At 38.2% G+C, this 23,236-nt stretch carries 19 protein-coding genes; 16 read left to right on the forward strand and 3 right to left on the reverse strand.

The genetic code is table 11. From position 1 onward, the window contains the following. Positions 1–16: 16 nt before the first annotated feature. Together AAOP42_RS03655 and cobA are read right to left on the reverse strand one after the other, a co-directional pair. Positions 17–592 (reverse strand): DUF4202 domain-containing protein, encoded by a 576-nt coding sequence (locus AAOP42_RS03655; RefSeq protein ID WP_349527104.1) that lies wholly within the window; start codon positions 590–592, stop codon positions 17–19. A gap of 2 nt (positions 593–594) precedes the next feature. Continuing rightward, positions 595–1,353 carry a uroporphyrinogen-III C-methyltransferase gene (cobA, locus tag AAOP42_RS03660; RefSeq protein WP_349527105.1) on the reverse strand — a complete coding sequence of 253 codons (759 nt, stop codon included), beginning with the start codon at positions 1,351–1,353 and terminating at the stop codon, positions 595–597. Positions 1,354–1,476: 123 nt separating this feature from the next. Between cobA and nirB the strand changes: the two genes are divergently transcribed. The 12 genes from nirB (at position 1,477) to AAOP42_RS03720 (ending at position 16,110) form a co-directional block, all read left to right on the forward strand. After that, on the forward strand, positions 1,477–3,981 hold the full coding sequence (gene nirB, locus AAOP42_RS03665; RefSeq protein ID WP_349527106.1) for a nitrite reductase large subunit NirB: 2,505 nt from the start codon (positions 1,477–1,479) through the stop codon (positions 3,979–3,981). Between the two features lie 19 nt (positions 3,982–4,000). Then, on the forward strand, positions 4,001–4,378 hold the full coding sequence (gene nirD / locus AAOP42_RS03670; protein ID WP_349527107.1) for a nitrite reductase small subunit NirD: 378 nt from the start codon (positions 4,001–4,003) through the stop codon (positions 4,376–4,378). Between the two features lie 70 nt (positions 4,379–4,448). Next, positions 4,449–6,242 (forward strand): sensor histidine kinase, encoded by a 1,794-nt coding sequence (locus AAOP42_RS03675; RefSeq protein WP_349527108.1) that lies wholly within the window; start codon positions 4,449–4,451, stop codon positions 6,240–6,242. Between the two features lie 4 nt (positions 6,243–6,246). After that, positions 6,247–6,921, forward strand: a complete 675-nt coding sequence (locus AAOP42_RS03680) for a response regulator transcription factor (protein ID WP_349527109.1) — start codon at positions 6,247–6,249, stop codon at positions 6,919–6,921. Positions 6,922–7,114: 193 nt separating this feature from the next. Beyond that, the gene (locus AAOP42_RS03685; RefSeq protein WP_349527110.1) at positions 7,115–8,677 is read left to right on the forward strand and encodes an MFS transporter; all 1,563 of its coding nucleotides are present in this window, start codon (positions 7,115–7,117) and stop codon (positions 8,675–8,677) included. An 80-nt stretch (positions 8,678–8,757) separates the two neighbouring features. Continuing rightward, entirely contained in the window at positions 8,758–9,462 is a 705-nt protein-coding gene (locus tag AAOP42_RS03690; protein ID WP_349527111.1) for a Crp/Fnr family transcriptional regulator, read from the forward strand. Between the two features lie 303 nt (positions 9,463–9,765). Further along, entirely contained in the window at positions 9,766–11,070 is a 1,305-nt protein-coding gene (locus AAOP42_RS03695; protein WP_349527112.1) for an alginate export family protein, read from the forward strand. A 36-nt stretch (positions 11,071–11,106) separates the two neighbouring features. After that, positions 11,107–12,498, forward strand: coding sequence for a CmpA/NrtA family ABC transporter substrate-binding protein (locus AAOP42_RS03700; protein WP_349527113.1), 1,392 nt, complete (start codon positions 11,107–11,109; stop codon positions 12,496–12,498). Positions 12,499–12,649: 151 nt separating this feature from the next. Further along, on the forward strand, positions 12,650–13,750 hold the full coding sequence (locus AAOP42_RS03705; RefSeq protein ID WP_349527114.1) for an ABC transporter permease: 1,101 nt from the start codon (positions 12,650–12,652) through the stop codon (positions 13,748–13,750). 18 nt (positions 13,751–13,768) lie between these two features. After that, a complete protein-coding gene (locus tag AAOP42_RS03710; protein WP_349527115.1) occupies positions 13,769–14,653 on the forward strand; it encodes an ABC transporter ATP-binding protein in 885 nt (294 codons plus the stop codon). 10 nt (positions 14,654–14,663) lie between these two features. Continuing rightward, positions 14,664–15,488 (forward strand): ABC transporter ATP-binding protein, encoded by an 825-nt coding sequence (locus AAOP42_RS03715; RefSeq protein ID WP_349527116.1) that lies wholly within the window; start codon positions 14,664–14,666, stop codon positions 15,486–15,488. A gap of 148 nt (positions 15,489–15,636) precedes the next feature. Continuing rightward, entirely contained in the window at positions 15,637–16,110 is a 474-nt protein-coding gene (locus AAOP42_RS03720) for a hypothetical protein (protein ID WP_349527117.1), read from the forward strand. Positions 16,111–16,120: 10 nt separating this feature from the next. Here the strand turns inward: AAOP42_RS03720 and AAOP42_RS03725 are convergent, their stop codons facing one another. Further along, on the reverse strand, positions 16,121–16,768 hold the full coding sequence (locus tag AAOP42_RS03725) for a hypothetical protein (RefSeq protein ID WP_349527118.1): 648 nt from the start codon (positions 16,766–16,768) through the stop codon (positions 16,121–16,123). A gap of 423 nt (positions 16,769–17,191) precedes the next feature. Here AAOP42_RS03725 and AAOP42_RS03730 point away from each other — a divergent pair, with 423 nt between their 5' ends. The 4 genes from AAOP42_RS03730 to AAOP42_RS03745 all read left to right on the forward strand — a co-directional run bounded on the left by AAOP42_RS03730 (position 17,192) and on the right by AAOP42_RS03745 (position 23,058). Next, positions 17,192–19,153 carry a DUF1592 domain-containing protein gene (locus tag AAOP42_RS03730; RefSeq protein WP_349527119.1) on the forward strand — a complete coding sequence of 654 codons (1,962 nt, stop codon included), beginning with the start codon at positions 17,192–17,194 and terminating at the stop codon, positions 19,151–19,153. Continuing rightward, entirely contained in the window at positions 19,150–20,532 is a 1,383-nt protein-coding gene (locus AAOP42_RS03735) for a DUF1552 domain-containing protein (RefSeq protein WP_349527120.1), read from the forward strand. The genes AAOP42_RS03730 and AAOP42_RS03735 overlap by 4 nt, the downstream gene beginning before the upstream one ends. A 179-nt stretch (positions 20,533–20,711) precedes the next feature. Beyond that, complete coding sequence (locus tag AAOP42_RS03740) at positions 20,712–22,121, forward strand: c-type cytochrome domain-containing protein (RefSeq protein WP_349527129.1); 1,410 nt, start codon at positions 20,712–20,714, stop codon at positions 22,119–22,121. 121 nt (positions 22,122–22,242) lie between these two features. Beyond that, entirely contained in the window at positions 22,243–23,058 is an 816-nt protein-coding gene (locus tag AAOP42_RS03745) for an RICIN domain-containing protein (RefSeq protein WP_349527121.1), read from the forward strand. Positions 23,059–23,236: the final 178 nt, after the last annotated feature.

Consider the following 23,236-nt stretch of genomic DNA (forward strand, 5'->3'; position numbering starts at 1 on the left):
ATAGATTAAAGTGTATTTAAGCTAAAGCTTCTTTTATAATCTTCAGCTCTTTTTCTTCAAAAGGCAGTTTCAGAGCTGCCTCATGCCCCTGTTCTGTCATTTTACCCCATGTTTTTTGAACAATATCAATCAATTTCTCATGAGTACTTTTAGCTGCAAAATCCTTAAAGTAGTATTTCAAAAAGACCAGGCAAATCACATCTTCCAATGTCTTTGATTGACTGTCTTTCTTCAGATTCTTTTTTGTTATAAGCTCTACAACTTCTTTTATAAAATCCTCTGAACACTCCTCACTTTTCAATATCTCCGCTACCAATTCACCATGGAATATCTTCAATTGAGTACGCCATTTCAGGTATCCCTTTCTATCCATAGGATAATCAGAACGAGGAATAGACCATCTCTTGATGTGCTGACCCCTTGCAGCAATTTGTAATGCTTCCGATGGATTGGTTACATAGTCATGCAACATATCGGTCATCCGTTGGCTATACAATATTTCTTTGGGGTATGACTGCCCTTCAGATTCCTCAATGTTAGGATCCTGAACATTGATTTCGTCGATCTTAGCGAATATATTCGATATTTTCATAGCTACTTAGCAACGTATTTAGAAGATATACCTTTAAGAGTCTCACTTCCATATTTCACCACCTCTCCGATAACAATAACAGAAGGAGAAGCCAGTTCTTTTTCTGTTACAATACTTTCTATGGTAGAAATTTTCCCGAAACCTGATTTCTCATTTTCGCAGGTTCCATTCATTATTACTGCTATGGGTTCATCTTCTCCTCTATATTTTTTAAATAATTCTATGATAGAAGCTAGTTTTTTCATTCCCATCAAAATGATAACAGTCGCCGATGACTGAGCAGCCAAATGCATGTCTTTTGACAATGTATCTTCTTTGGTTGTACCAGTAATCACCCAAAAACTTTCGTTAACCCCTCTTTTTGTAATAGGAATATTTTGAATAACCGGAACAGCAATAGCACTACTGATGCCAGGCACGATTTCTACTTCTAACCCATGTAACAAAGCATGATCTTTCTCTTCGTGCCCTCTGCCAAATACAAAAGGATCTCCACCTTTCAAACGCACTACCGTGCCATACTCCAACGCATATTGTACAATCATCTGATTGATCTCCTGCTGCTGCTGATAATGCAATCCGGCACGCTTTCCCACATAAACCAATTTCACATCGGGTTTACAATATTTTAAAAGGAGATCATTTGCCAAAGCATCGTACAATACCACATCTGCACTCTTAAGCGCATTTACTCCCTTCAGTGTAATCAGTTCTTCGTCACCTGGTCCTGCACCCACCAATATGAGCTTTGGTTTATTCATGTCACAAAACTAAGTACTTAAATATTATCAAGGTTGAATCACGTACATATTTTTACATGAATACGTAATAACTACTTGCTTTTAAAATATTAACTACGTAATTTTACGTATATTTAAATAGTTATGGAAAAAATAGTAGTTATAGGAAACGGAATGGTTGGTTATAAGTTTTGTGAAAAACTAAGATCAAAAGCCTCAACCAATGAATTTTCAATCACTGTATTTGGCGAAGAACCAATTCCCGCATACGACAGGGTTCATTTAAGTGAATACTTCACCAATCAATCTTCTGAGGAGCTATTCATGGCTCCTCGCTCATGGTATGAAGAAAATCAAATTGAGTTAATTACCGGAGAATTGATTGTGGAAATTGACAGAAAAGCAAAAAAAGTAATTAGCTATAAAGGCCGGGAAGAATCCTATGATAAGCTCATTCTCGCTACTGGTTCAGGGGCATTTGTTCCTCCAATAGAGGGTGTAGAAAAACAAGGCGTTTTTGTTTACCGAACTATAGAAGACCTGGATGCCATCATTGATTACAGTAAAAAAGCAAAATCGGCAGCCGTCCTTGGTGGCGGTTTACTTGGTCTGGAGGCTGGTAAAGCAATGCTTGATTTGCAACTGGAAACACATGTCATTGAATTTGCTTCCCGTCTTATGCCAAGGCAACTCGACAATACTGGCTCGGAAATATTAAAAAACAAACTGGAATTACTGGGAATAACCCTTCATCTCCATAAAAACACAAAAAAAATAATCGGAGACAATAAAATTTCCGGTCTGAAATTCACTGATGAAACATCCCTAAACGTGGATATGCTTGTGATTTCATGTGGTATTAAATCCAGAGACGAGCTGGCCAAATCTTGTGGGCTTGAAACCGATGCTCGTGGTGGGTTTATTGTAAATGACCTACTCAAAACAAATGATCCAGAAATATACGCTATAGGCGAGGCAGCTTCACACAAAGGAATGGTTTATGGACTGGTTGCCCCTGGTTATGAAATGGCCAGTGTGGTAGTTGAGCAGTTGATCAAAGGAAAGAATAAAACCTACACTGACTTTGACATGTCAACAAAGCTAAAACTGATAGGGATTGATGTAGCCAGTTTTGGTGATCCTTTTTGTGAAAACACACTTAGCAAACCTATTATATTAGAAGACAAAGTGGCTGGCATATACAAACGCATCAATATATCCCAAGACGGAAAAAAGTTGCTTGGAGGTATATTAGTGGGTGATGCAGAATCATTCAATATTTTGCTTCAAATGGTTCAAAATGGCATGCCCCTTCCACCCAACCCGGAAGATTTAATTTTAGGATCTCGAGGTGGAGAACCAAATGGAGGTGGCATTGACGCACTCCCGGATACAGCTCAAATATGCTCGTGCGAAGATGTTACAAAAGGTAGTATCTGCTCTGCTGTAGAAGAGAATGGTTTTGAAAATATTGACCAGGTAAAAAAATGCACCAAAGCCGGAACCGGATGTGGTGCCTGTACTCCAATGGTCACAGATATATTCAACGCCAAACTTAAGTCCATGGGTAAGGTCGTGAAAAAAGTGCTTTGTGAGCATTTTGATTATTCCCGCCAGGAACTATTCGATATAATCAAAGTTGAACAAATAAAGGATTATGACGAACTACTGGACAAATATGGACAAGGCGATGGATGCGAAGTATGCAAACCTGCCACAGCATCATTATTTGCCAGTATTTGGAATGAAATGATCCTAAAACAAGACACCATTCAAGACAGTAATGACAGGTATTTAGCCAACATTCAAAAGGGAGGTTCATACTCTGTAGTTCCACGAATTCCAGGAGGCGAAATCACTCCTGATAAATTGATTACCATAGGTCAGGTAGCAAAAAAATACAATCTCTATACGAAAATTACGGGAGGACAAAGAATTGACTTGTTTGGTGCCCGGGTAGATCAATTGCCTGACATATGGGAAGAGTTAATCAACGCTGGTTTTGAAAGTGGTCATGCCTATGGCAAATCACTTAGAACTGTGAAGAGTTGCGTTGGTTCTACCTGGTGCCGCTATGGGTTACACGATTCTGTGTCATTCGCCATTGAAGTGGAAGAACGATATAGAGGCATCAGGTCTCCTCACAAACTCAAAGGTGGAGTTTCGGGTTGCAGAAGAGAATGTGCAGAAGCTCAAAGTAAAGATTTTGGAATTATCGCTACTGAAATTGGTTGGAACTTGTATGTGTGCGGAAATGGTGGAGCCAACCCAAAACACGCAGTTTTATTGGCAGGTGATATCGACAAAGAAACCTGTGTGAAATATCTGGACAGATTTTTAATGTTTTACCTAAAAACAGCAGAACCATTAAACAGGACTGCTACCTGGCTCAATAAAATGGAAGGAGGAATTGAATACTTAAAAGATGTCATCGTGAATGACTCTCTCCATATAGGCGATCAATTAGAAAAAGAAATGCAATTCATGGTAGATACATACAAATGTGAATGGAAGGAAGTAGTAAACACTCCTCATTTAAGAGCCAAATTCAAACATTTTATCAACTCAGAAGAAATTGATCCCAATATCAAATTCAATGACATGCGTGGGCAGATTGTTCCGGCAAACTGGGCAACTACCAATTCATAACCAATAAAACGACGTGAAGATGACAGAGACATTGACTCAATATAAAACAGTTGCTTTAGAAGAGGTAAAAGTTTGGTTTAAAGCAGCCAAAACCACAGATTTTCCTACTAACGGAGGAGCAAGTATATACTATAATGGATTACAAATAGCAATATTTCATTTTACAAGAAGTAACAGGTGGTATGCTACACAGAATCTATGCCCACACAAACAACAAATGATTTTATCTAGGGGAATGATAGGATCTCAGGGAAATGAACCTAAGGTAGCCTGTCCATTTCATAAAAAAACCTTCTCTGTCAAGTCAGGAAAAAACCTGAATGGCTCTGAATGCGATTTGGCCACCTATCCTGTTAAAATAGAAGACGGATATGTTTACGTAGGTTTTTTGCATTAATGGCAAGAATACTTATAGATTTACGTAGAAGAACCTCTTCTATATTCAACACCTATTTAAACAATTAACATTGCTTAAAATTGATTCTTTCAAAAAACTTGGGTTATTGTACATTATAGCCCTCTCTTGCATTGCTTGTAGCATTATAGGCAGCCAGGTTTATATTCAAAAATTTATTGGCAAACAGACTCACGACAGTAGAGAAATCAATATAGCAGGTCGTCAAAGAATGCTCAGTCAAAAGATCAGCAAACTGGCTCTGGAGATAAAATCAAACCCCACTAATTTAGATTTTCAATCCTCTCTGGCAGATGCCGTAAACTTATGGGCCATTTCCCACAAAGGATTGCTCTTAGGAAACGACTCTCTGGGATTAGACGCCAACAATTCATCAGAAATATTGAAATTATTCAGCAATGTACAGCCACATCACGAAGCAATAGTTTCACATGTAAATTCATTGCTAACCCAACTATCAAAAGAAAAAACCACTATAGAGCAAATAACAAAACACGTTGATTCTATACTTGATCATGAGGAGAGTTTTCTGATAGGTATGGATGCTATTGTATTTCAATATGACAATGAAGCCAAATCGAAAGTGGCCAACCTCAGAAAAATTGAAATCATCTTATTTGGAATCGCTTTGTCCATAATTATCTTAGAATTCTTTTTCTTTTTCCTTCCTACGTCCAAAAAAGTAGCGTCCACATTTGCTGCCATGACCAAGTCCGAAGAAGATTCCAAACGTATGACACAGGAAATCAATAAGTTATACATTGAACTAGCCAAGTCTTATCAAGACTTGGAAGCTGTAAATATTGAGCCGCAAGAACCATCCATTTTTATGAAAATGGATGCCGGAAGCAACATAGGATTCGTTTCTAAAAAATTCCTGAAGCTCATTGAATACGATGAAAAAGATGTTCCACCTAACTTGATTGAATGGCTGGGAAATGAAGGATATGGTAAAGATTTTTTGCAAGACATTTTCGATGATGTAGCCCACGGAAAAACCTGGAATGGAGAAATCAAACTGAATTCCGGGTATGGTGATATTCTTTGGATTGAAATGTTTATAGTTCCGGTATCAGGTGGAAAATATTCCAAAGACGAAATCATAGTAGTTGGCCGAGATCTGACTGAAATTAAAGAAGCAAAATTCAGGTCAAGGGAGATCAATAGAGAGCAAATAGAAAAAAGGGTCAAAGAACAGGAATATCGTTCAGTGTTGATTTTGGAAGGACAGGAGGAAGAGCGAAAACGTATTTCGCAAGAAATTCATGATGGTATAGGTCAGATGTTGACAGCATTAAAACTCAATCTGGAAGGCCTTACTCCTTCCAGTTCACCACACATGAAAAAACGGCTGGCTGACACCAGAAGTCTGATGAAGGGAGTGATCAAAGAAGTACGCAGGGTCTCTTTCAATTTGACCCCCAGTAGTCTGAGTGACTTTGGTATTGTTCCTGCCATGAAAAAAATAAGTAGTGAAGTAAGTGCCCTTACATCCACAGAAGTAATATTCGAAAACAAAACCAAATTCATCAATCGTCTTGAAAATAATATTGAAACCAACTTGTATCGTATAGTACAGGAGGCAGTAAATAATGGTATAAAATATGCCAAAGCGAAAAAAATTGTGATTAGTTTTGAGCATAACATGACCAGTTTAGTAGTTACAGTCAAAGATAATGGCGTAGGGTTTGACTATGAAAAACTCAATAAATCAGGTCATTTTGGAGCATCCGGACATGGTATATTCAATATGAAAGAACGAACAGCTTTTATAAATGGTAATTTTAATATTGAAACCGCCGTTGACAAAGGAACAAAAATAACTATTACACTACCTTTAAATTAGATACATGAGTCCTGTTAAAGTTGTATTGGCAGACGATCACGAGATTGTAAGGAATGGTATAAAAACCCTGCTTGAAAGTGAAGGAGAAATAGAAGTATTGGGTGAGGCATCCAATGGAATTGAAGCCATAGAAAAAGTGTTGGAATTGAAACCTGAAATCCTGATTCTTGATATTCGTATGCCTCTGATGAACGGAATCGAAGCTACTGCAAAACTCAGGGAGGTTTCTCCTGACACCAAAGTACTTATCTTGTCCATGCATGATGATGAAGAATACATTATTAAATCAGCCGAAAGTGGTGCTTCAGGTTATTTGCTCAAAGACACAAACAAACAAGAATTTATAAAAGCCATATCAACCATCAAAAGTGGTGACAAGTACTTCAGTGGTGATATTTCCAACATCCTCGTTAACAACTATTTAAATATAAAGAAAGGCAATATATCAAATAAAAACTCCAACTCCTCAGATGTTACTGATTATGGAATTACTAAGAGAGAAAAACAAATCCTTAATCTCATCTATAATGGCGTAACCAACAAAGACATTGCAGAGCAGTTAGGAAAAAGTGTACGCACTATTGAAACCCACAGGTTCAATATCATGAAAAAACTCGGTGTAGGCAATATCACCGAGCTTCTAAGAAAAGTAGATATGAAACCCGATATTCTGGGTTAATAATTACTTCATCGCTTAGATTCTCTACTTCCAGAAAAAAGCAGGTACTCGATGTTTTTACCTGGCCATTTTTGTTCAATCCACAATATAATTTAATATCCTAAATAAAATTAGCGATACGCATCCCGTTTTTAAGTATTTATTAAGTATATTTACGTAGTTTTATACGTAGTTATCAAGTAAGTAGAGAATTATGGAAAATTTCAATGCAGGAAAAGCCAACAAAACCTTATTCATTAATACTTTAGCTTTCACAATTTGTTTTGCTGTATGGCTATTAAATGGCGTGCTTGTCACCTTCCTGGTTGACAATCAGGTATTCGACTGGAGTGCAGTAGAAATTGGCTGGCTTATAGGAATTCCCGTATTGACGGGAGCAATCTTCAGACTTCCTGCCGGAATTCTGACTGACAAATTCGGTGGAAAACCAGTTTACACTACTCTATTGGCAGTTTGTGCTATTCCTATGTTCTTGTTGTCTTATGTGGATAGTTTCTGGGGATATGCTTTGTGCAGTCTGGGTTTTGGGCTATCTGGAACAAGCTTTGCCATCGGTATTGCCTTTTCATCAATATGGTTTCCAAAGCACAAACAAGGTACTGCATTGGGGATTTTTGGGGCAGGCAATGCCGGAGCTGCCATTACTACTATGGTTGGCCCTAAGCTTTTGGTCTTTTTGACTGATGGAAAAACCAATCTGGAAGGCTGGAGGTTGATGCCTCAGATATATGCAGCGGTATTGGTTATCATGGCTATTGCTTTCTTTTTACTTACAGAAAACAAAAAGCCAGCTTCCAGTAGCAAAACTATTGGTGGGCTGTTGGAACCGTTGAAAAGTGTCAGGGTTTGGCGCTTTGGGCTTTATTATTTTCTCGTATTCGGTTGCTTCGTGGCGTTCGCAGGATGGTTGGTACCATACTACACCAATGTCTATGGTGTAACACTGGCTACTGCCGGCATTTTGGCTTCCTGTTTCAGCTTACCATCGGGAATTATAAGAGCTTTTGGTGGGTGGTTGTCCGACAAATATGGAGCTCGGCGTGTGATGTATTGGGTACTAGGATCATCTGTATTTCTATCTGCACTGTTGATCATACCAAAAATGGACATCTACACCAGTGGAAAAGGAGTTATAGCAAAAGAATCTGGAACAATCACTGAAGTTACGCCTCAATTCATAGTGATAAATAAAACCAAATACGCCTTGGAAACGAAAGGAGATGATCTCAGAACTTCAGAAGGTTCATTTCATATTTTCCCGATTAAGGAATCCTGGCAAACTGCAATTGTAGCAGTTGGTGATGTAGTAAACAAAAAACAACTCATAGCCGAAGGTAAAACACACATCTATTTCCAGGCCAATATGTGGATATTTGCCATTATAGCCATCATCATTGGTTCGATTTGGGGCATTGGAAAAGCCGCTGTTTACAAGCATATCCCCGATTATTTCCCTCAGGAAGTCGGTGTTGTAGGAGGAATGGTTGGCGTGCTCGGCGGTTTGGGTGGGTTTATCTGCCCCATCCTCTTTGGATACTTACTGCGAAGTACCGGAGTATGGTCCAGTTGTTGGATTTTAATGTTTTTCCTGTCCGCTCTTTGTCTTTTCTGGATGCATCAGGTGGTAAGAAAAATGATCAAAGTAGAAGCACCTAATCTATCCAGAGGATTTGAAGAAAAAGGTAACATTCATTCAAACCCCGACAATTTCAAAAACAGGCCACATGGCAAGCTTTGCTTGGAAACTATTACCTAAAAATTCCCTTTAGGAGTCTTATTCATACTGTATCAGAAATCATCAATCATTTACTTTAATAATCTAAAATTCATCTATTTATGAAAGCAGATTGTACGAATTGTATGAACAGTAATTGCATCATTAAAAGAAATTACCACTGCGAAGGTGGCAAAGAATTTATAGCAAAAAAACATACCCTCCATTGCAAGAAAAATCAAAACTTTATCATTGAAGGATCGCCAGTACATGGATTGTATTTTATTTATAAAGGCAAAGCCAAAATTGCCAAAACCGGCATACACGGACGAGAACAAATAGTACGGTTTGCTAAAGACGGTGAAACCATTGGCCACAGGGGATTTGGTTCAGGGCAGTTTTATCAAATAAGTGCAGTAGCCATGGAAGACACCATTCTATGCAATTTTGGCAATGAAGTGCTTAACGAGATGCTGCTCAAAATACCAACGCTTACTTATGATTTTATGCTTTTTTATGCTGAGGAACTCAACCGCAGTGAAACCAAAGTAAAGAAATTTGCACAAATGACAGTCAGGGAAAAAGTAATAGATGCACTACTGTACATGTATAGGAAATTTGGACTGCTCAATGGATTCTTAAATGTGCAACTTTCCCGAAAAGAAATTGCGGACTTTGCCGGAACCACTGATGAACAAGTAATCAGAGTGCTTTCTTCACTAAAAAAAGAAGCCTTAATTCACACCAAAGGAAAAAAAATTGGCCTGGCCAACCCTGAAGCCCTCAGAAAAGAAATTGCCGTTCACAACTATTTTTTGGATAGTTAACTTAGTTTTTAATTGTTTTCACAAACTCTTCTACTAAAAAGGCTTATCACTTTTTTTGTTAATAAAGTAACCCAGATCTAGTGTTTACAACTACGTACTTTTTTTAAAAAAACACTAATAATCAACGATTTATCAATAAAACCTGTCATTACACATATTTTATTATGTAGCAAAAGACTATTTATCTCTGCATTGTTCCATAGATCACATTAAAACACGTAGTTATGTTTGCTGTATAATTAAGTATTAATACTTAATTAAAGTATTTAATACGTAGAATATTACTAAATAAAATAAGCAGACATGAAAAAAACCATTTACCTCACTTCAATAATTTTCACTTGTATAGTAACACAAATACAGGCACAATTTACTATCTCAGGTGAAATCAGACCCAGAACAGAATTCAGAAACGGATTTAAGAAATTAACCACTGAAGGCACTGATGCAGCCTTTTTTACAGAGCAAAGATCAAGGTTGTACTTTGATTATACCGCCGACAAATACAAAATAAAGATTGCCCTGCAAGATGTTAGGATCTGGGGAGAAAATGGTCAGATACATAAAACTGACAATGGCATGAGCACCATAAGTGAAGCCTGGAGTCAGGTATTTGTATCGGATAAGTCTTCATTAAAATTTGGTCGGCAAATTATTTCCTATGACAATCAACGCTTTTTAGGTGGATTAGAATGGGCACTTCAAGGCAGAAGGCATGATGCGTTGCTGTATATATACAACAATAGTGAAGCAAAAAGCCAATTACATGTTGGAGTAGCATTCAATCAAAATGTAAACGAACCAGTAGCTTTAACAGGCACTACCTATCCCCTTCAGAACTCTGGTAAAGATGTATATCATGCAACCAATAATTACAAAACAATGCAGTATGCATGGTACCATAAAGATTTTGAAGGAGGCAAATACTCCCTACTTGCATTCAACGAAGGCAGGCAAAATGAAGCTGAAGAAATTGCCTTCAGGCAAACATTCGGCTTCAATGGAGAAAAGAAGTTTGGGTCTGTGGCTTTAGGAGCAGAATTATTCTACCAAACCGGTAAAGTGGCTCCCGGTGCAGGAGTAAAAAAAGATGTTTCAGCTTATTTAATGGCTCTCAATGCAACTTTCAAAACTTCGGTTACTCCTGTCACCATCGGTGTTGATTATTTATCCGGCAATGACATGGGCAATACCAATAAACAAAATGGGTTTGCTCCCGCTTTTGGCACCAACCATGCCTTCTACGGATTTATGGATTACTTCTACGTAGGCAATGGATTTGGCAATGTAGGACTCACAGATGTTTATGTGAAAACCAAATTCAAAACAGGTGAAAAATCCAACCTGATGATTCACCTTCATGATTTTATGTCATCAAGTAAAATTTTAGAGGGAGATGGCATCACAGAAGCAAGCAGTCAATTAGGAACTGAAATTGACCTGATTTACACCAAAATTATCTCTCCGGAAGTGACTTTCAACCTTGGTTACTCACAACTTTTTGCCAGCAGTTCGATGGAACTACTGAAAGGTGGAGACAAAGGCCACCTCCAAAACTGGGCATTTGCCATGATCGCTGTAAAACCTACTTTTTTCAGCACTAAATAAGACTGTAAGTTCATATTCATTTTAAATAGATATACCATGTTTTTTAAAAATAGAAAAATAGGTTTTGTAATTGCTGTTGTGACTCTTTTGAGTTTCTCCCGATGCAGTGACACTAAAGAAAAAGAAACCTCAAATAAAGTTATTGCAGAAGAAGCAAGTAAAACCATAGTACTCGATATCGAAAAGCCACAGCTGACTTTTGGCTTCATAAAATTGACAGACATGGCTCCTTTGGCCATAGCCAAAGAATTGGGATTCTTTGAAGATGAAGGCCTATTTGTTACCATTGAAGCACAATCGAATTGGAAAAATGTACTGGACAGAGTGATTGACGGACAAATAGATGGTTCACATATGCTGGCTGGTCAACCTATTGCAGCAGGAGCTGGATTTGGCCGACAGGCTGAATTAGTTACACCATTTTCTATGGACTTAAATGGTAACGGAATTACAGTATCGAATGCTGTATGGGATAAAATGAGCCCCAATGTTCCAAAAGACTCAGACGGAAAACCAATCCACCCGATAAAAGCAGACGCCTTAGCTCCAGTTATTGATGAATACAAAAAAGAAGGTAATGCCTTTAAAATGGGAATGGTATTTCCTGTTTCTACCCATAACTATGAAATAAGGTATTGGCTGGCAGCAGCAGGAATCAATCCCGGGTTTTATACCAAAGAAAACATTCAGGGTCAGGTAGATGCCGACGTATTATTGTCAGTTACTCCTCCACCTCAAATGCCAGCCACATTAGAAGCAGGAACTATTTACGGGTATTGTGTGGGTGAGCCCTGGAATCAACAAGCGGTATTTAAGGGTATTGGAGTACCTGTTACTACGAACTATGACATCTGGAAAAACAACCCCGAAAAAGTATTTGTAATGACCAAAAAATTTGTTGAGCAATATCCCAATACAGCTATAGCAGTAACCAAAGCTTTAATTCGTGCAGGAAAATGGCTTGACACACCCGGAAACAGACCTAAAGCAGTAGGTATTTTATCCATGCCAGCTTATGTGGGGGCAGATTCGGTGGTTATCGCCAATTCTATGACAGGCACCTTTGAGTTTGAAAAAGGGGATAAAAGAAGCATGCCTGATTTCAATGTATTCTTCCGTTACCATGCTACCTATCCTTTTTATTCGGATGGCATCTGGTTTCTTACTCAAATGAGAAGATGGGGCCAAATTCCTGAAATGAAACCAGCTGACTGGTATCACCAAACGATCAAAGAAATTTACAGACCAGATATCTGGAGTAGCGCAGCAAAATTATTAGTGGAAGAGGGACACTTGGGAATAGACGAAATACCAACTACCGATGGCTACAAACCCGCAAGCACCGATTTTATAGATGGAAAAATGTTCGACGGTAAAGATCCAATGACTTACATCAACAGTTTTGAAATAGGCAACAAAGACAAATAAATACACTTTGATAATGCAAAAAATTCTGACCAGATATTGTAAAATTAGTTTTGATTATTGAGGGAGGGGATTCTCCCCTTTCTCTTTTTCAAAAACGAGAATCAATAATTAACCGCACTTTATCAATATTAACCTTAAATTTTTAATCACAATGAAAGACAAAATAATCAAAACTATGCGATTCATTGGACTTGGTTTTTTCGAACCTCTCATCAGGCTTTGTGCCGGAGAAGACACAAAGAAAAACCTTACCGATACTTTTAAAAGAATGATTTTTCCTGTTTTTTCAATCCTGCTATTTTTGGCATTATGGGAAGGAGGATCCAGCTATCTATACAACACTGAAGCACAACGGAAAATTGAAAAAGAAAGAACTGACAGAGGCGATGAAGCCGCCCTGGAAATGGAAAATTGCATTACCTCTGGCGAAGTAAGCTGTCAACCCAACACGCTTCCCTCACCCACTCAGGTTTACGGAGCTTACAAAGCACTTCTCAGAGACCATCAAATGATCAGCCAGAAAAAAGATAATTTTGTATCCAAAACAGCTAAAATCAATGCAAAACGAAAAGCCAAAGGCGAAGCACCCATCACTTATACTGGGCGACCCTCTTTTGTAGATCAGATTGGCACGAGTATCAAAACGGTATTTGCGGGTTTTTTACTTGCAGCGCTGATAGCCATTCCAATTGGCATTATCATGGGACTTAGCCCGACTTTAAGGTCTTCATTCAACTGGTTGATTCAAATATTCAAACCGGTATCTCCTGTTGTTTGGTTGTTGCTGGTTTTTATGATCGTTAAAACCTTAATCACCAATCCTGATCTGGATAAGTCATTTATCATTTCATTCATCAGTGTAGGACTTTGCTCTATGTGGGCCACATTGGTCAATACCAGCATGGGGGTATCTACTGTTGACAAAGATTTTATCAATGTATCTAAAGTCTTGAAATTAAATATCGGGCAAAACATATTCAAAGTCATCCTTCCGGCATCCTTTCCTCTTATTTTCACCGGATTGAGGATTACCCTGTCAGTAGCCTGGATGGTATTGATAGCCATCGAACTACTGGCTCAAAGTCCGGGTCTCGGCTCTTTTGTATGGGAAGAATTCCAAAATGGAGCAAACGATTCCAATGCCAAAATCATAGTGGCCATGTTTGTAATCGGAGGAATAGGTTTCCTTCTGGAACGCCTGATGCTGGTAATTCAAAAACTGGTAACCTTCAACAAAGCCGACCTGGCATAATCCTAAATCCTTATATGTATGGCTTTTTTGAAACTTAAAAATGTATCCAAATCCTATGCTGTAGGAAACGAAATACATGAAGTACTAACCAATATCAACCTGGAAATAAACGAAGGTGAATTTGTTGCAATTGTCGGCTTTACCGGAAGTGGTAAAACCACATTAATCAACCTGATCAACGGCTTGCATTTTCCTGATAAAGGAGAAGTATTACTCAAAGGGCAGCCCATATTAGGCCCTGGCCCGGACAGAGGTGTGGTTTTTCAAAACTATTCGCTCCTGCCATGGCTTACAGTGTATCAAAACATCATGTTAGCTGTAAACGAAGTGTTTTCACATTTCAGCAAGAAGGAAAAAGACGACCATGTAAAACAATATATTGAAATGGTAAACCTGAGCCTTGCCACAGATAAACGTCCATCCGAACTCTCAGGCGGCATGCGCCAACGCGTATCTGTAGCAAGAGCTCTAGCTATGAACCCTGAAATACTCCTGATGGATGAGCCTCTCAGTGCCTTGGACGCCTTGACAAGAAGTACATTACAGGAGGAAATTGTCAATATCTGGAGCAAGGATAAAAAAACGGCGTTACTAATCACAAACGATGTAGATGAAGGTATCATCATGGCCGATAGGATAATCCCATTAAAACCCGGGCCAAATGCTACCCTGGGTCCAGAATTCCAAATCAACCTGGAGCGTCCCAGAGATGTTACAGCCATCAATAAAAATCCTGAATTTAAGAGGCTCAGAAATGACATTCTTGAATACCTGATTGAAGTTGGTTCGAATAGAAAACAGGCATCTGATAAAGTCTATCAACTGCCGAAGCTAAAACCCATAATGCCGGGAAGAATACGTTTCGGTGCAAAAAAGGAAACAGAAAAAACAAAATACTTTTAAAACACACGTTATGACCACAACACCGGAACTAGTAGAAAAAAAAGAAGAAAAGGTCATTGTGGACAACAGACCTGATATGCTGATCTGTGAAAACCTTACCAAAATATACCCTACACCAAAAGGCGATTACGTGGTATTGAATGACCTCCAACTGAACATAAAAGAAGGAGAATTCATTTCCATTATCGGGCATTCAGGATGTGGGAAATCCACTTTACTTACCATGATAGCCGGGCTAAATGACATCAACTCAGGTAAAATAATGGTGTCGGGAGAAGCCATCCGTGAAGCAGGGCCTGACAGAGCTGTCGTATTTCAATCCCCCAGCCTATTACCCTGGTTGAGTGCCTTGCAGAATGTACTGATTGGCGTAAAGCAGGTATTTCCTCACGCCACCAAAGCACAAAAACTGGATATCTGCAAATACTACCTCGACAAAGTAGGTTTGGGCAATGACTTCCATAAAAAAGCCACAGAATTGTCACAAGGTATGCAGCAAAGAGTTGGGATTGCAAGAGCATTTGCCTTAAAACCAAAAGTTCTGCTCCTAGATGAACCTTTTGGCATGTTGGATTCACTCACCCGAGGAGAATTGCAGGATGTATTATTAGAAGTATGGCAAAAAGAAAAAATCACTGCTGTCATGGTTACACACGATGTAGACGAGTCCATTTTTTTAGCCGATAGAGTAATCATGATGACCAGTGGTCCTTATGCCAAAATAGGCGATGAATTAATCATACCATTTGAAAGGCCAAGAGTAAGGAAAGCGGTGCTAGAACATCCAGAATATTACGACTACAGAGGCTATCTTATGAATTTTTTGAATCATTGATATTTCACTAGGTCTAAACACCATTGAGATAAATTTAATTATAGTGTCTGGCTAAATTTGTCATTCCCTTTAGTAATCGACCCAAAGTTTTATTGGTTACCTTTATTGCTGGTAAATCAATACTCAATCTCTGCTGATATCAATGGACATGAAATCACTTTCGAAATGCATTTTCATAATTCTTTTTAGCAGTGTATTGACTTTAGAGTCTTGTAAAGAAAAAGACAGCTGTATAATCTCCCATTTCACAACCATTAGCTATGGAACCAGCTTTGGAGAATGTGTAGGTTATTGCATAAAAACCATAGCCATATCAGATGCAACCATAAATTTTCAAAAAACAGCACATAATGACAAGTCAACATACCCGGACTTTGATTGTGATGATTCTTTCCCGGGATTCGAAACGTTAAAACTCGAAATTGACATTGCAGCCTTTTGTTCAATGGAACCTGTAATCGGCTGTCCTGATTGTGCTGATGGCGGTGCTGAATGGGTAGAAATATCTAATTCCACCCACGCTTTAAGGGTAACTTTTGAATACAACAATGCACCAGAAGAATTTAGTAGTTTCATTGAAAACCTGAGGTTTTACCTTCAACGTATGGAAGCAAGTTGCTGAGAAAAATAGTTCAATTTCTCTTCAGGGTATATTGCAACTCTAACTGATCATTGTTCAACCTAAGCCTTTTGCCAAAAAATGAAACATCCCATAACATGCTGTCTTTCTCAAAAATGATCTTTCTATGACGTGTGTTGACAACATAGCTCCCCTCTTCCATAACGCCATCCAAACCTGATATACTGTAAATACCGTCTTTCTCCATATTGAACCACATATCCGACACTTTCTTCGGTTTACCTTTTTTTCTAACTTCAGACAATTCCCAATTTCCGATGATGCTGTCTTCAAATTCCTGAAAATCAGGCACGGTATCAATTCGCTTGAATTTCAAATTTGTTTTTCTTAAACCCGGTGCTTTAAGAATCATATAATTACGATAGCAAATTACTTCCCAGGCCTGGTTAAACCATTGTTTGTCATCACTATGCAGCATAAGCTTGTCAGACTGCAAATCAAAAATGCCAGAGAAATCTCCTGTAGTCCTGGAAACAGCAAAACTATTGTTGGATCGAATTTCCAAAAAAGTAGAAACATTGGGCTTAATCATTTCATCAATTTTCACTTCCCGAAGCTCCCAAAGCCCTTTTATATCCTTAATATCAACAGTATTACAGCCAACTTGAAAACATGCTAAAATGAAAATCCAACACCTCATTTCTCAACGTTTTAGATTCAATATGAAGTTAATTCAAGCAAATATTAATCCATTATGAAATATTACAAACAACGAAGTATATCAATAACACCCGTTCGGAATTAAATATAAAACCATCTACCGAACAATTCCCTATTTTAATCATACTCCAATTATTTACATATTTTCAAAACACTTACAGATTTTAACCAATAAGCCCATTTGATTTGCATAGTACTGATAATCCATACAGCAAAATATGATTGACCAATCATGCCAGCATAGACTCTATTGAAAAAAATCAAACTTCAAAATATGTATTACAAGTTGACATAAAAGATGAAATAGTGTAGCTTTGATAGGGTCGGAATTTATACCCTCAAGGTATTTGTATTATAAATACTACAAAAGCAGCAACGTAAAAACTTCATCATCAAACTTGATATGAAAATATTAAAAGACTATCTCTTTACTGTACTTTTTTTTACTATTTGTCACATAGCAATCGCTGATGATCAGGAAGATTTCATTCAAAACATTCAACCTATTCTAAAAGAAAATTGTCAGGAATGTCATAGAACAGGTGACCCAAAAGGTGGTATCAATTTAGACCTTTTCGAAAATGCAGATCAAATAGTACAAAGAGGACAGCTCTGGTTAAAGATAATACACCAAATTAAAACCCGGCAGATGCCTCCTGATACCAAAGCTCCTCTTTCAGAAGAGGAATATCAAACGTTGGTAGAAGGTATAGACAAGATTCTTTTAAACTCCTTAAAATCCAACAATCCAAACCGAATTGTTGTCCGTAGATTGAGTCATTCTGAGTATAGATACACCATTGAGGATCTGTTTGCAATAACATTTGATGCCAAACTTCATTTTCCCTCTGATGGTTCTGGTGGAGGAGGGTTTGACAATCAGGCCAGGGCTTTATACATGACTCCATTGAAGTTAGAGAGGTATTATGAAGCAGCAGAAACCATCATAAACCAACTTTACAATGATCAAAATTTATGGAGAAAAATTGTGCCATCTGACTATAAATTGACCTGGTGGCAAAAAATTATAGATTGGTGCAAGTCTTTGATTTTTAAAGATTTCAAATCAGTTAATCCACCAGAAAAAGCAGCATCTGAAATCATCATTCCTGTAGCCTCCAAAGCATACAGACGATTTTTAAAAAAAGAAGAAAAGGAAAAATTGATTCACTTGTTTTCTGCCGTATATGAGAAGAACGAGCAAAAAACAAATCCTGAACGCTTCAACGAGAGCATAGCTCAGGTTCTGAAAGCAATTATTATTTCGCCCAATTTTCTATATCGGGTAGAAGAAGAAAATGACATTTCCCGACCTTATCTGGTCAGCGACTTTGAATTGGCTTCCAGGCTTTCATATTTCTTATGGTCGAGTGTGCCTGATGAAGAATTGCTGCAACTGGCATATCAGGAAAAACTTCAGGATACCCTTGTTTTAGAACAACAGGTAAAAAGGATGTTACATGATCCCAAAGCCAGACGGTTCTCAGATGCATTTTCCAGTCAATGGTTTGGTATCAATAAGTTGATAGAGCGCAAGCCTCTGGCCGATACTGACAAATTTCCTGAATTCACTCCGGAATTGAGAGAAGCGATGTATCAAGAGACTCTAACTTACTTTCATCATGTACTTACCAAAAGTCAAAATTTTCTTGAGTTGCTCAATAGCGACTATACTTTTCTCAATCAACGGTTAGCGGAATTTTACGAAATGACTTCCGTATCGGGAGACTCTATGAGGAAGGTAGTCTTGGAAAATAGAAACCGTGGCGGCATTTTAGGAATGGCCAGTATATTAACCGCCAGTTCTATGCCTACCAGAACAAGCCCCGTGCTTCGTGGCAAATGGATTTTGGAAGAAATATTGGGCACACCTCCCCCACCTCCTCCACCTCTGGTGGGTGAGCTTCCAGAAGACGAAGCTTCACATGAAGATGTCGGCCTGAGACGACTGTTGGAAATCCACCGTTCGAAACCTGACTGCCAGTCTTGTCACCAAAAAATGGATCCTCTCGGACTGGGTCTTGAAAATTTTGATGCCATTGGCAGGTGGCGGGAGTCTTATGGTAATGTAAAGATTGATCCATCAGGAATAATGGCCACTGGTGAAACTTTCAACAATCCTGCGGAACTCAAAGCCATGTTGAGCGAAAAGAAAGAACTTTTTGCAAGGAATTTATCGTCCAAAATGCTATCTTTTGCTCTAGGAAGGTCTGTATTATTCAGTGATGAATCAGCTTTAAGAGATTTAGAATCCTGTTTGCTTGAAAATGACTTCAACACCGAAAAGTTTCTGATAATGCTTACCAAGAGTTACCCCTTTCGGTATAAAATCAATGACTCACGAAAAAAGAGCAATGAAATATGAAAAAGAAATGGCAAATATCCAGACGAAAGATGCTCAAAGGAATGGGTGCATGCATAGCACTTCCATATCTGGAAGCTATGGCTATTCCACGCATACCTTTCGGCCAAAGTGATAATTTCCCGGTCAGGTCTGCATTTTTGTTTATGCCAAATGGTGTGCACCCGGATAAATGGACACCTGAAAAATATGGCACTAATTTTACCCTCTCACCTATCCTCCAACCATTGGAAGCATTTCAACAAGAACTCCTTATACTTGGAGAACTAATGAATAAAAATTCTACCATAGAGGGTGTAGATGGACACTATGCACGTACTGCCAACATACTTACCTCCATGCCAATAGAAAAGACTATTGGAGATAATATACACAGTGGAGGTGTTTCTATTGATCAGGTAATTGCCGGAAAAATTGGGCATAACACCCTTTTTCCATCGTTGGAATACGGACTAGATAGAATCCGAACAGGAGTTGATACTAATGTAGGTTATACCCAACTTTACGCTTCAAGTATTTCATGGAAAACTCCTACTCAGCCCTTATCGAAAGAGATAGACCCTAGACTGGCCTTTGAACGATTGTTCAAAAACTATATACCAGGCAAAAAAATACAGGAGGATCCATGGAAAAAAAGCATCCTGGACATGGTAATGGATGATGCCCAAAGCTTAAAAAACAACCTTGGCCGCTCAGATCAAGACAAACTGGAAGAATACCTAGAATCTATTCGATCCATAGAAAAAAGGATAGTCAATGAAGAAAACAAAGAAAAGTTTGAAGCCAATATTACAGATGACATCAAAAAAGAATTGACCAGAGTTGACCTAAGAATAGAGGAATACGCCGAAATGTATGAAGGTGTAGATGTCACTGAAAAAACACGTTTGATGCTTGACATTATGGCTCTGGCTTTTTGGAGTGATGCTTCTCGTGTCTCTACATTTATGTTTGGGAACTCTGTAAGTGGACGAAATTTCTCTTTTCTGGATGGTGTAAGTGGTGGACATCACTCTATTTCTCACCACATGAATCATCCCGATAAAATGGAAGAATACTTAAAAATCAATATTTGGCACATAGAACAGTATGCCTACTTTCTCGATAAATTAAAATCCATAAAAGAGGGTGACGGCAATTTACTTGACAATTCCATGATCATGTTTGCTTCAGGCCTCAGAGATGGCAACCGGCATTCACCGTACAACCTGCCTGTACTGGTAGCTGGCAAAGGAGGTGGCAAATTAAAAACAGGACAAAACCTGCAATTCAATAAAAACACTCCATTGGCAAACCTTTATCTCAGTATGTTACAAAGTATGAATTTTGATGTAAATAGCTTCGGAGACAGTACAGGAATTTTATCGGAAATTCACAAGTAGTACAATTATTGTACAAAGAAAAATGAACAGTAAAAGATTAAAACATCAAACTGACATTGCATTAAAAAAATGATTGAAACATTGTTCATTTTTATCATCCAGACAATTTGAGGCTTCTTAATAATTACCAATATATCTTTTGGGGCACTATTTCTATTTTAATAATTTCAGCACTGGGAATGTTGCTTTTGCCCTATTTTCCTAAAACGGACTTGCCGGTACTCCTGCTATTTATCGGACGTTTTCATCCCTTAATTCTACATTTCCCCATAGTAATCATTTTTTTGACATTGGCTTTGGAGTTTTTATATAAAACAAATCTCTTGCAAAGAAATGAAAGAACCATCGCTTTAATGTTGGGACTGGCTTCTTTATCAGTATTTTTTGTGGTATTAGCTGGCTACTTTCTGTTTGCTTCCGGTGAATACACGGGTGAACTGATTATGAGTCATTTCAAAGCCGGAATATTTGCCGGATCTGGCATATTGATTACAACCGTGTTATACCTCATCGGCCAATATTCCAACCGGAAAATCCTTAACTTTTACTTTACCTCATTAATACTTACCAATGCGATAGTAGGATATGCGAGTCATTTGGGAGGTACCATCACTCATGGAAAGGATTACTTAACGGAATACCTGCCTGAAATTTTCAATAAAAGAAATACAGCAACCAAGCCAAAAGAAGAAATGCTCGTGTATGAAGATCTGATCGTTCCATTTTTGACTACCAAATGTATTTCGTGTCATAATGAGCACAAAACAAAAGGAGACTACTTGATGACATCTTATGCGACGCTGGTCAAAGGTGGAAAAAGTGGCAATAGTGGTTTGGTTAAGCACTATCCTGAACAAAGCGAACTTTATAAGAGGATCACACTTCCTGTTGACCATGACGACCACATGCCTCCGGAAGGGAAAAAGCCTTTGAGTTTGCATGAAATTGAAATAATGGAGTACTGGATAAACGCTGGTGCTTCCACTAAACAATTACTGATAGACATTCCTCAGGATTCTGCAATCACTCAAACAATCGAATCATATCTACCTGAATCAAGACGATTAAATGGAAAAATACTCAAACAAAAGGCTGAAAAAGAAAGACTCCTAACCGAACTCACAGAACTGGCTAAAAAACTAAATGTATCGGTACAAGAAGATCAAACCTCTGAGGAGAATTTCTTCACACTTTCCATGCAATTCCCGCCTGCAAATTTCACAGGTGAACAACTCAAAGAATTACAAGCATATTTTCTTCTTTTCACCAAAGTATCGTTGGTAGCCAGCGACATCAAAGACGATGATTTGTTCCTTATAGGCCAAATGACCAACTTGCGGGAATTGTACCTGCAAAAAACAGCCATCAACGGGAGTGGGTTGGTTTACCTCAAAGACCTGCAATATTTGGAAAGATTGAACCTATCATTTACACAAACCAACGATGCTACTGTCTTAGAAGTGTTACAGTTCCCGTCCTTAAAGCAAGTGTATCTTTTCGGCAGCCAGGTTTCTCCGCAGGTTCTTCAGGCTCTTCGGGCAAATCAATTGTCCAGGGAATTTCTTTTGGAAGAAGGGCCTTATAATTAGGCACTTCGAAACTCAACTCATCACACTTTTGAATAGAATTCACAGAACACAATGAGTTTATTTGTTCGGTAAAAGATTTATTCCCTAAATTTAAAAGAATAATAAACCTAACCCTCCTACAATGAAATTAAGTCATATTGTTACTATAGTACTACTATTAATATTCTCTTCTGCAAAAGCACAACAAGTATATCAACTTCAGAATAGATGGAAATCCAATGAATATATACATGTAGAACAAATTACTCCATCATCAGGAGCTATTCAGCCGGGATGGTTGAGTGCGCAATGGATTTTTGAGCCTGTTAGTGGCACATCATTTTATAAGATTAAAAACAAATGGAGAAATCAATACCTCCATATAGAAAAAGGTTCATTGATATGCAGTACTATAGAACCCGGATGGTATAGTGCACAATGGAGTTTGGAGCCGGTAGCAGGAACATCATTCTACAGAATTCGCAATAGATGGAAGCCGCAGGTAGCAATGCACAATCAAAACGGAAAACTAGAAGCCGGATCAGTAGATTTGGGGTGGTGGAGTGCACAATGGCAAACAGTAAAACCCGGTAGTACACCTTCATCATCTGGTGTCGTAACTCAAACTACTTCTACCCCTTTAAAGCGAAGTGACAATCCAGGTGCCTTTAAACCAGAGCATAATGGACGTATAGAAACAGCTGTCGTTAGATATACCGATCGCATATATTTGATTGGCAATACTTCAGTATCCAAAGGGAATAAAATCTATTTCTTTAAGCAGGAAGTTGTAGTTTCCAATAAAAATGGACTTTCTTTTGATCCAAAAAACCCTGCCATCGGTGGTCAGGTATTTACTGTGGTAGAGACTGAACCAAAACTCAAGCTGGATCGACCAATGCCCATGATGAGAAACACTGACAATAGCAGCTTTTCTTTTGTTGTGGAAGTTTATTAAAGAATAAATCCAGATTCATATTTTGGTGCAAATAATATACATAACTGACTGAATTTTACTTGCACAATTCAAAAGATGGAGACTACAAGAACTACTCTAAGTCTAATCATTACGTAATCAGTATATTTATTTTACGTATAAATTACGTAATTATACGTAATTTTATTTTCATTTGAAT

It is taken from the genome of Reichenbachiella sp. MALMAid0571, assembly GCF_040151475.1.
Taxonomy (GTDB): domain Bacteria; phylum Bacteroidota; class Bacteroidia; order Cytophagales; family Cyclobacteriaceae; genus CAXBNB01.

Excerpts from the sequence above, each read along its gene's own strand:
- AAOP42_RS03685 (WP_349527110.1), top strand. The coding sequence starts at position 7,115 with ATGGAAAATTTCAATGCAGGAAAAGCCAACAAAACCTTATTCATTAAT.
- AAOP42_RS03680 (WP_349527109.1), top strand. The coding sequence starts at position 6,247 with ATGAGTCCTGTTAAAGTTGTATTGGCAGACGATCACGAGATTGTAAGG.
- AAOP42_RS03690 (WP_349527111.1), top strand. The coding sequence starts at position 8,758 with ATGAAAGCAGATTGTACGAATTGTATGAACAGTAATTGCATCATTAAA.
- AAOP42_RS03655 (WP_349527104.1), bottom strand. The coding sequence starts at position 592 with ATGAAAATATCGAATATATTCGCTAAGATCGACGAAATCAATGTTCAG.
- AAOP42_RS03730 (WP_349527119.1), top strand. The coding sequence starts at position 17,192 with ATGAAAATATTAAAAGACTATCTCTTTACTGTACTTTTTTTTACTATT.
- AAOP42_RS03710 (WP_349527115.1), top strand. The coding sequence starts at position 13,769 with ATGGCTTTTTTGAAACTTAAAAATGTATCCAAATCCTATGCTGTAGGA.
- AAOP42_RS03705 (WP_349527114.1), top strand. The coding sequence starts at position 12,650 with ATGAAAGACAAAATAATCAAAACTATGCGATTCATTGGACTTGGTTTT.
- AAOP42_RS03720 (WP_349527117.1), top strand. The coding sequence starts at position 15,637 with ATGAAATCACTTTCGAAATGCATTTTCATAATTCTTTTTAGCAGTGTA.
- AAOP42_RS03725 (WP_349527118.1), bottom strand. The coding sequence starts at position 16,768 with ATGAGGTGTTGGATTTTCATTTTAGCATGTTTTCAAGTTGGCTGTAAT.
- AAOP42_RS03700 (WP_349527113.1), top strand. The coding sequence starts at position 11,107 with ATGTTTTTTAAAAATAGAAAAATAGGTTTTGTAATTGCTGTTGTGACT.
- AAOP42_RS03740 (WP_349527129.1), top strand. The coding sequence starts at position 20,712 with ATGTTGCTTTTGCCCTATTTTCCTAAAACGGACTTGCCGGTACTCCTG.
- AAOP42_RS03735 (WP_349527120.1), top strand. The coding sequence starts at position 19,150 with ATGAAAAAGAAATGGCAAATATCCAGACGAAAGATGCTCAAAGGAATG.
- cobA (WP_349527105.1), bottom strand. The coding sequence starts at position 1,353 with ATGAATAAACCAAAGCTCATATTGGTGGGTGCAGGACCAGGTGACGAA.
- AAOP42_RS03695 (WP_349527112.1), top strand. The coding sequence starts at position 9,766 with ATGAAAAAAACCATTTACCTCACTTCAATAATTTTCACTTGTATAGTA.
- nirB (WP_349527106.1), top strand. The coding sequence starts at position 1,477 with ATGGAAAAAATAGTAGTTATAGGAAACGGAATGGTTGGTTATAAGTTT.
- AAOP42_RS03715 (WP_349527116.1), top strand. The coding sequence starts at position 14,664 with ATGACCACAACACCGGAACTAGTAGAAAAAAAAGAAGAAAAGGTCATT.
- nirD (WP_349527107.1), top strand. The coding sequence starts at position 4,001 with ATGACAGAGACATTGACTCAATATAAAACAGTTGCTTTAGAAGAGGTA.
- AAOP42_RS03745 (WP_349527121.1), top strand. The coding sequence starts at position 22,243 with ATGAAATTAAGTCATATTGTTACTATAGTACTACTATTAATATTCTCT.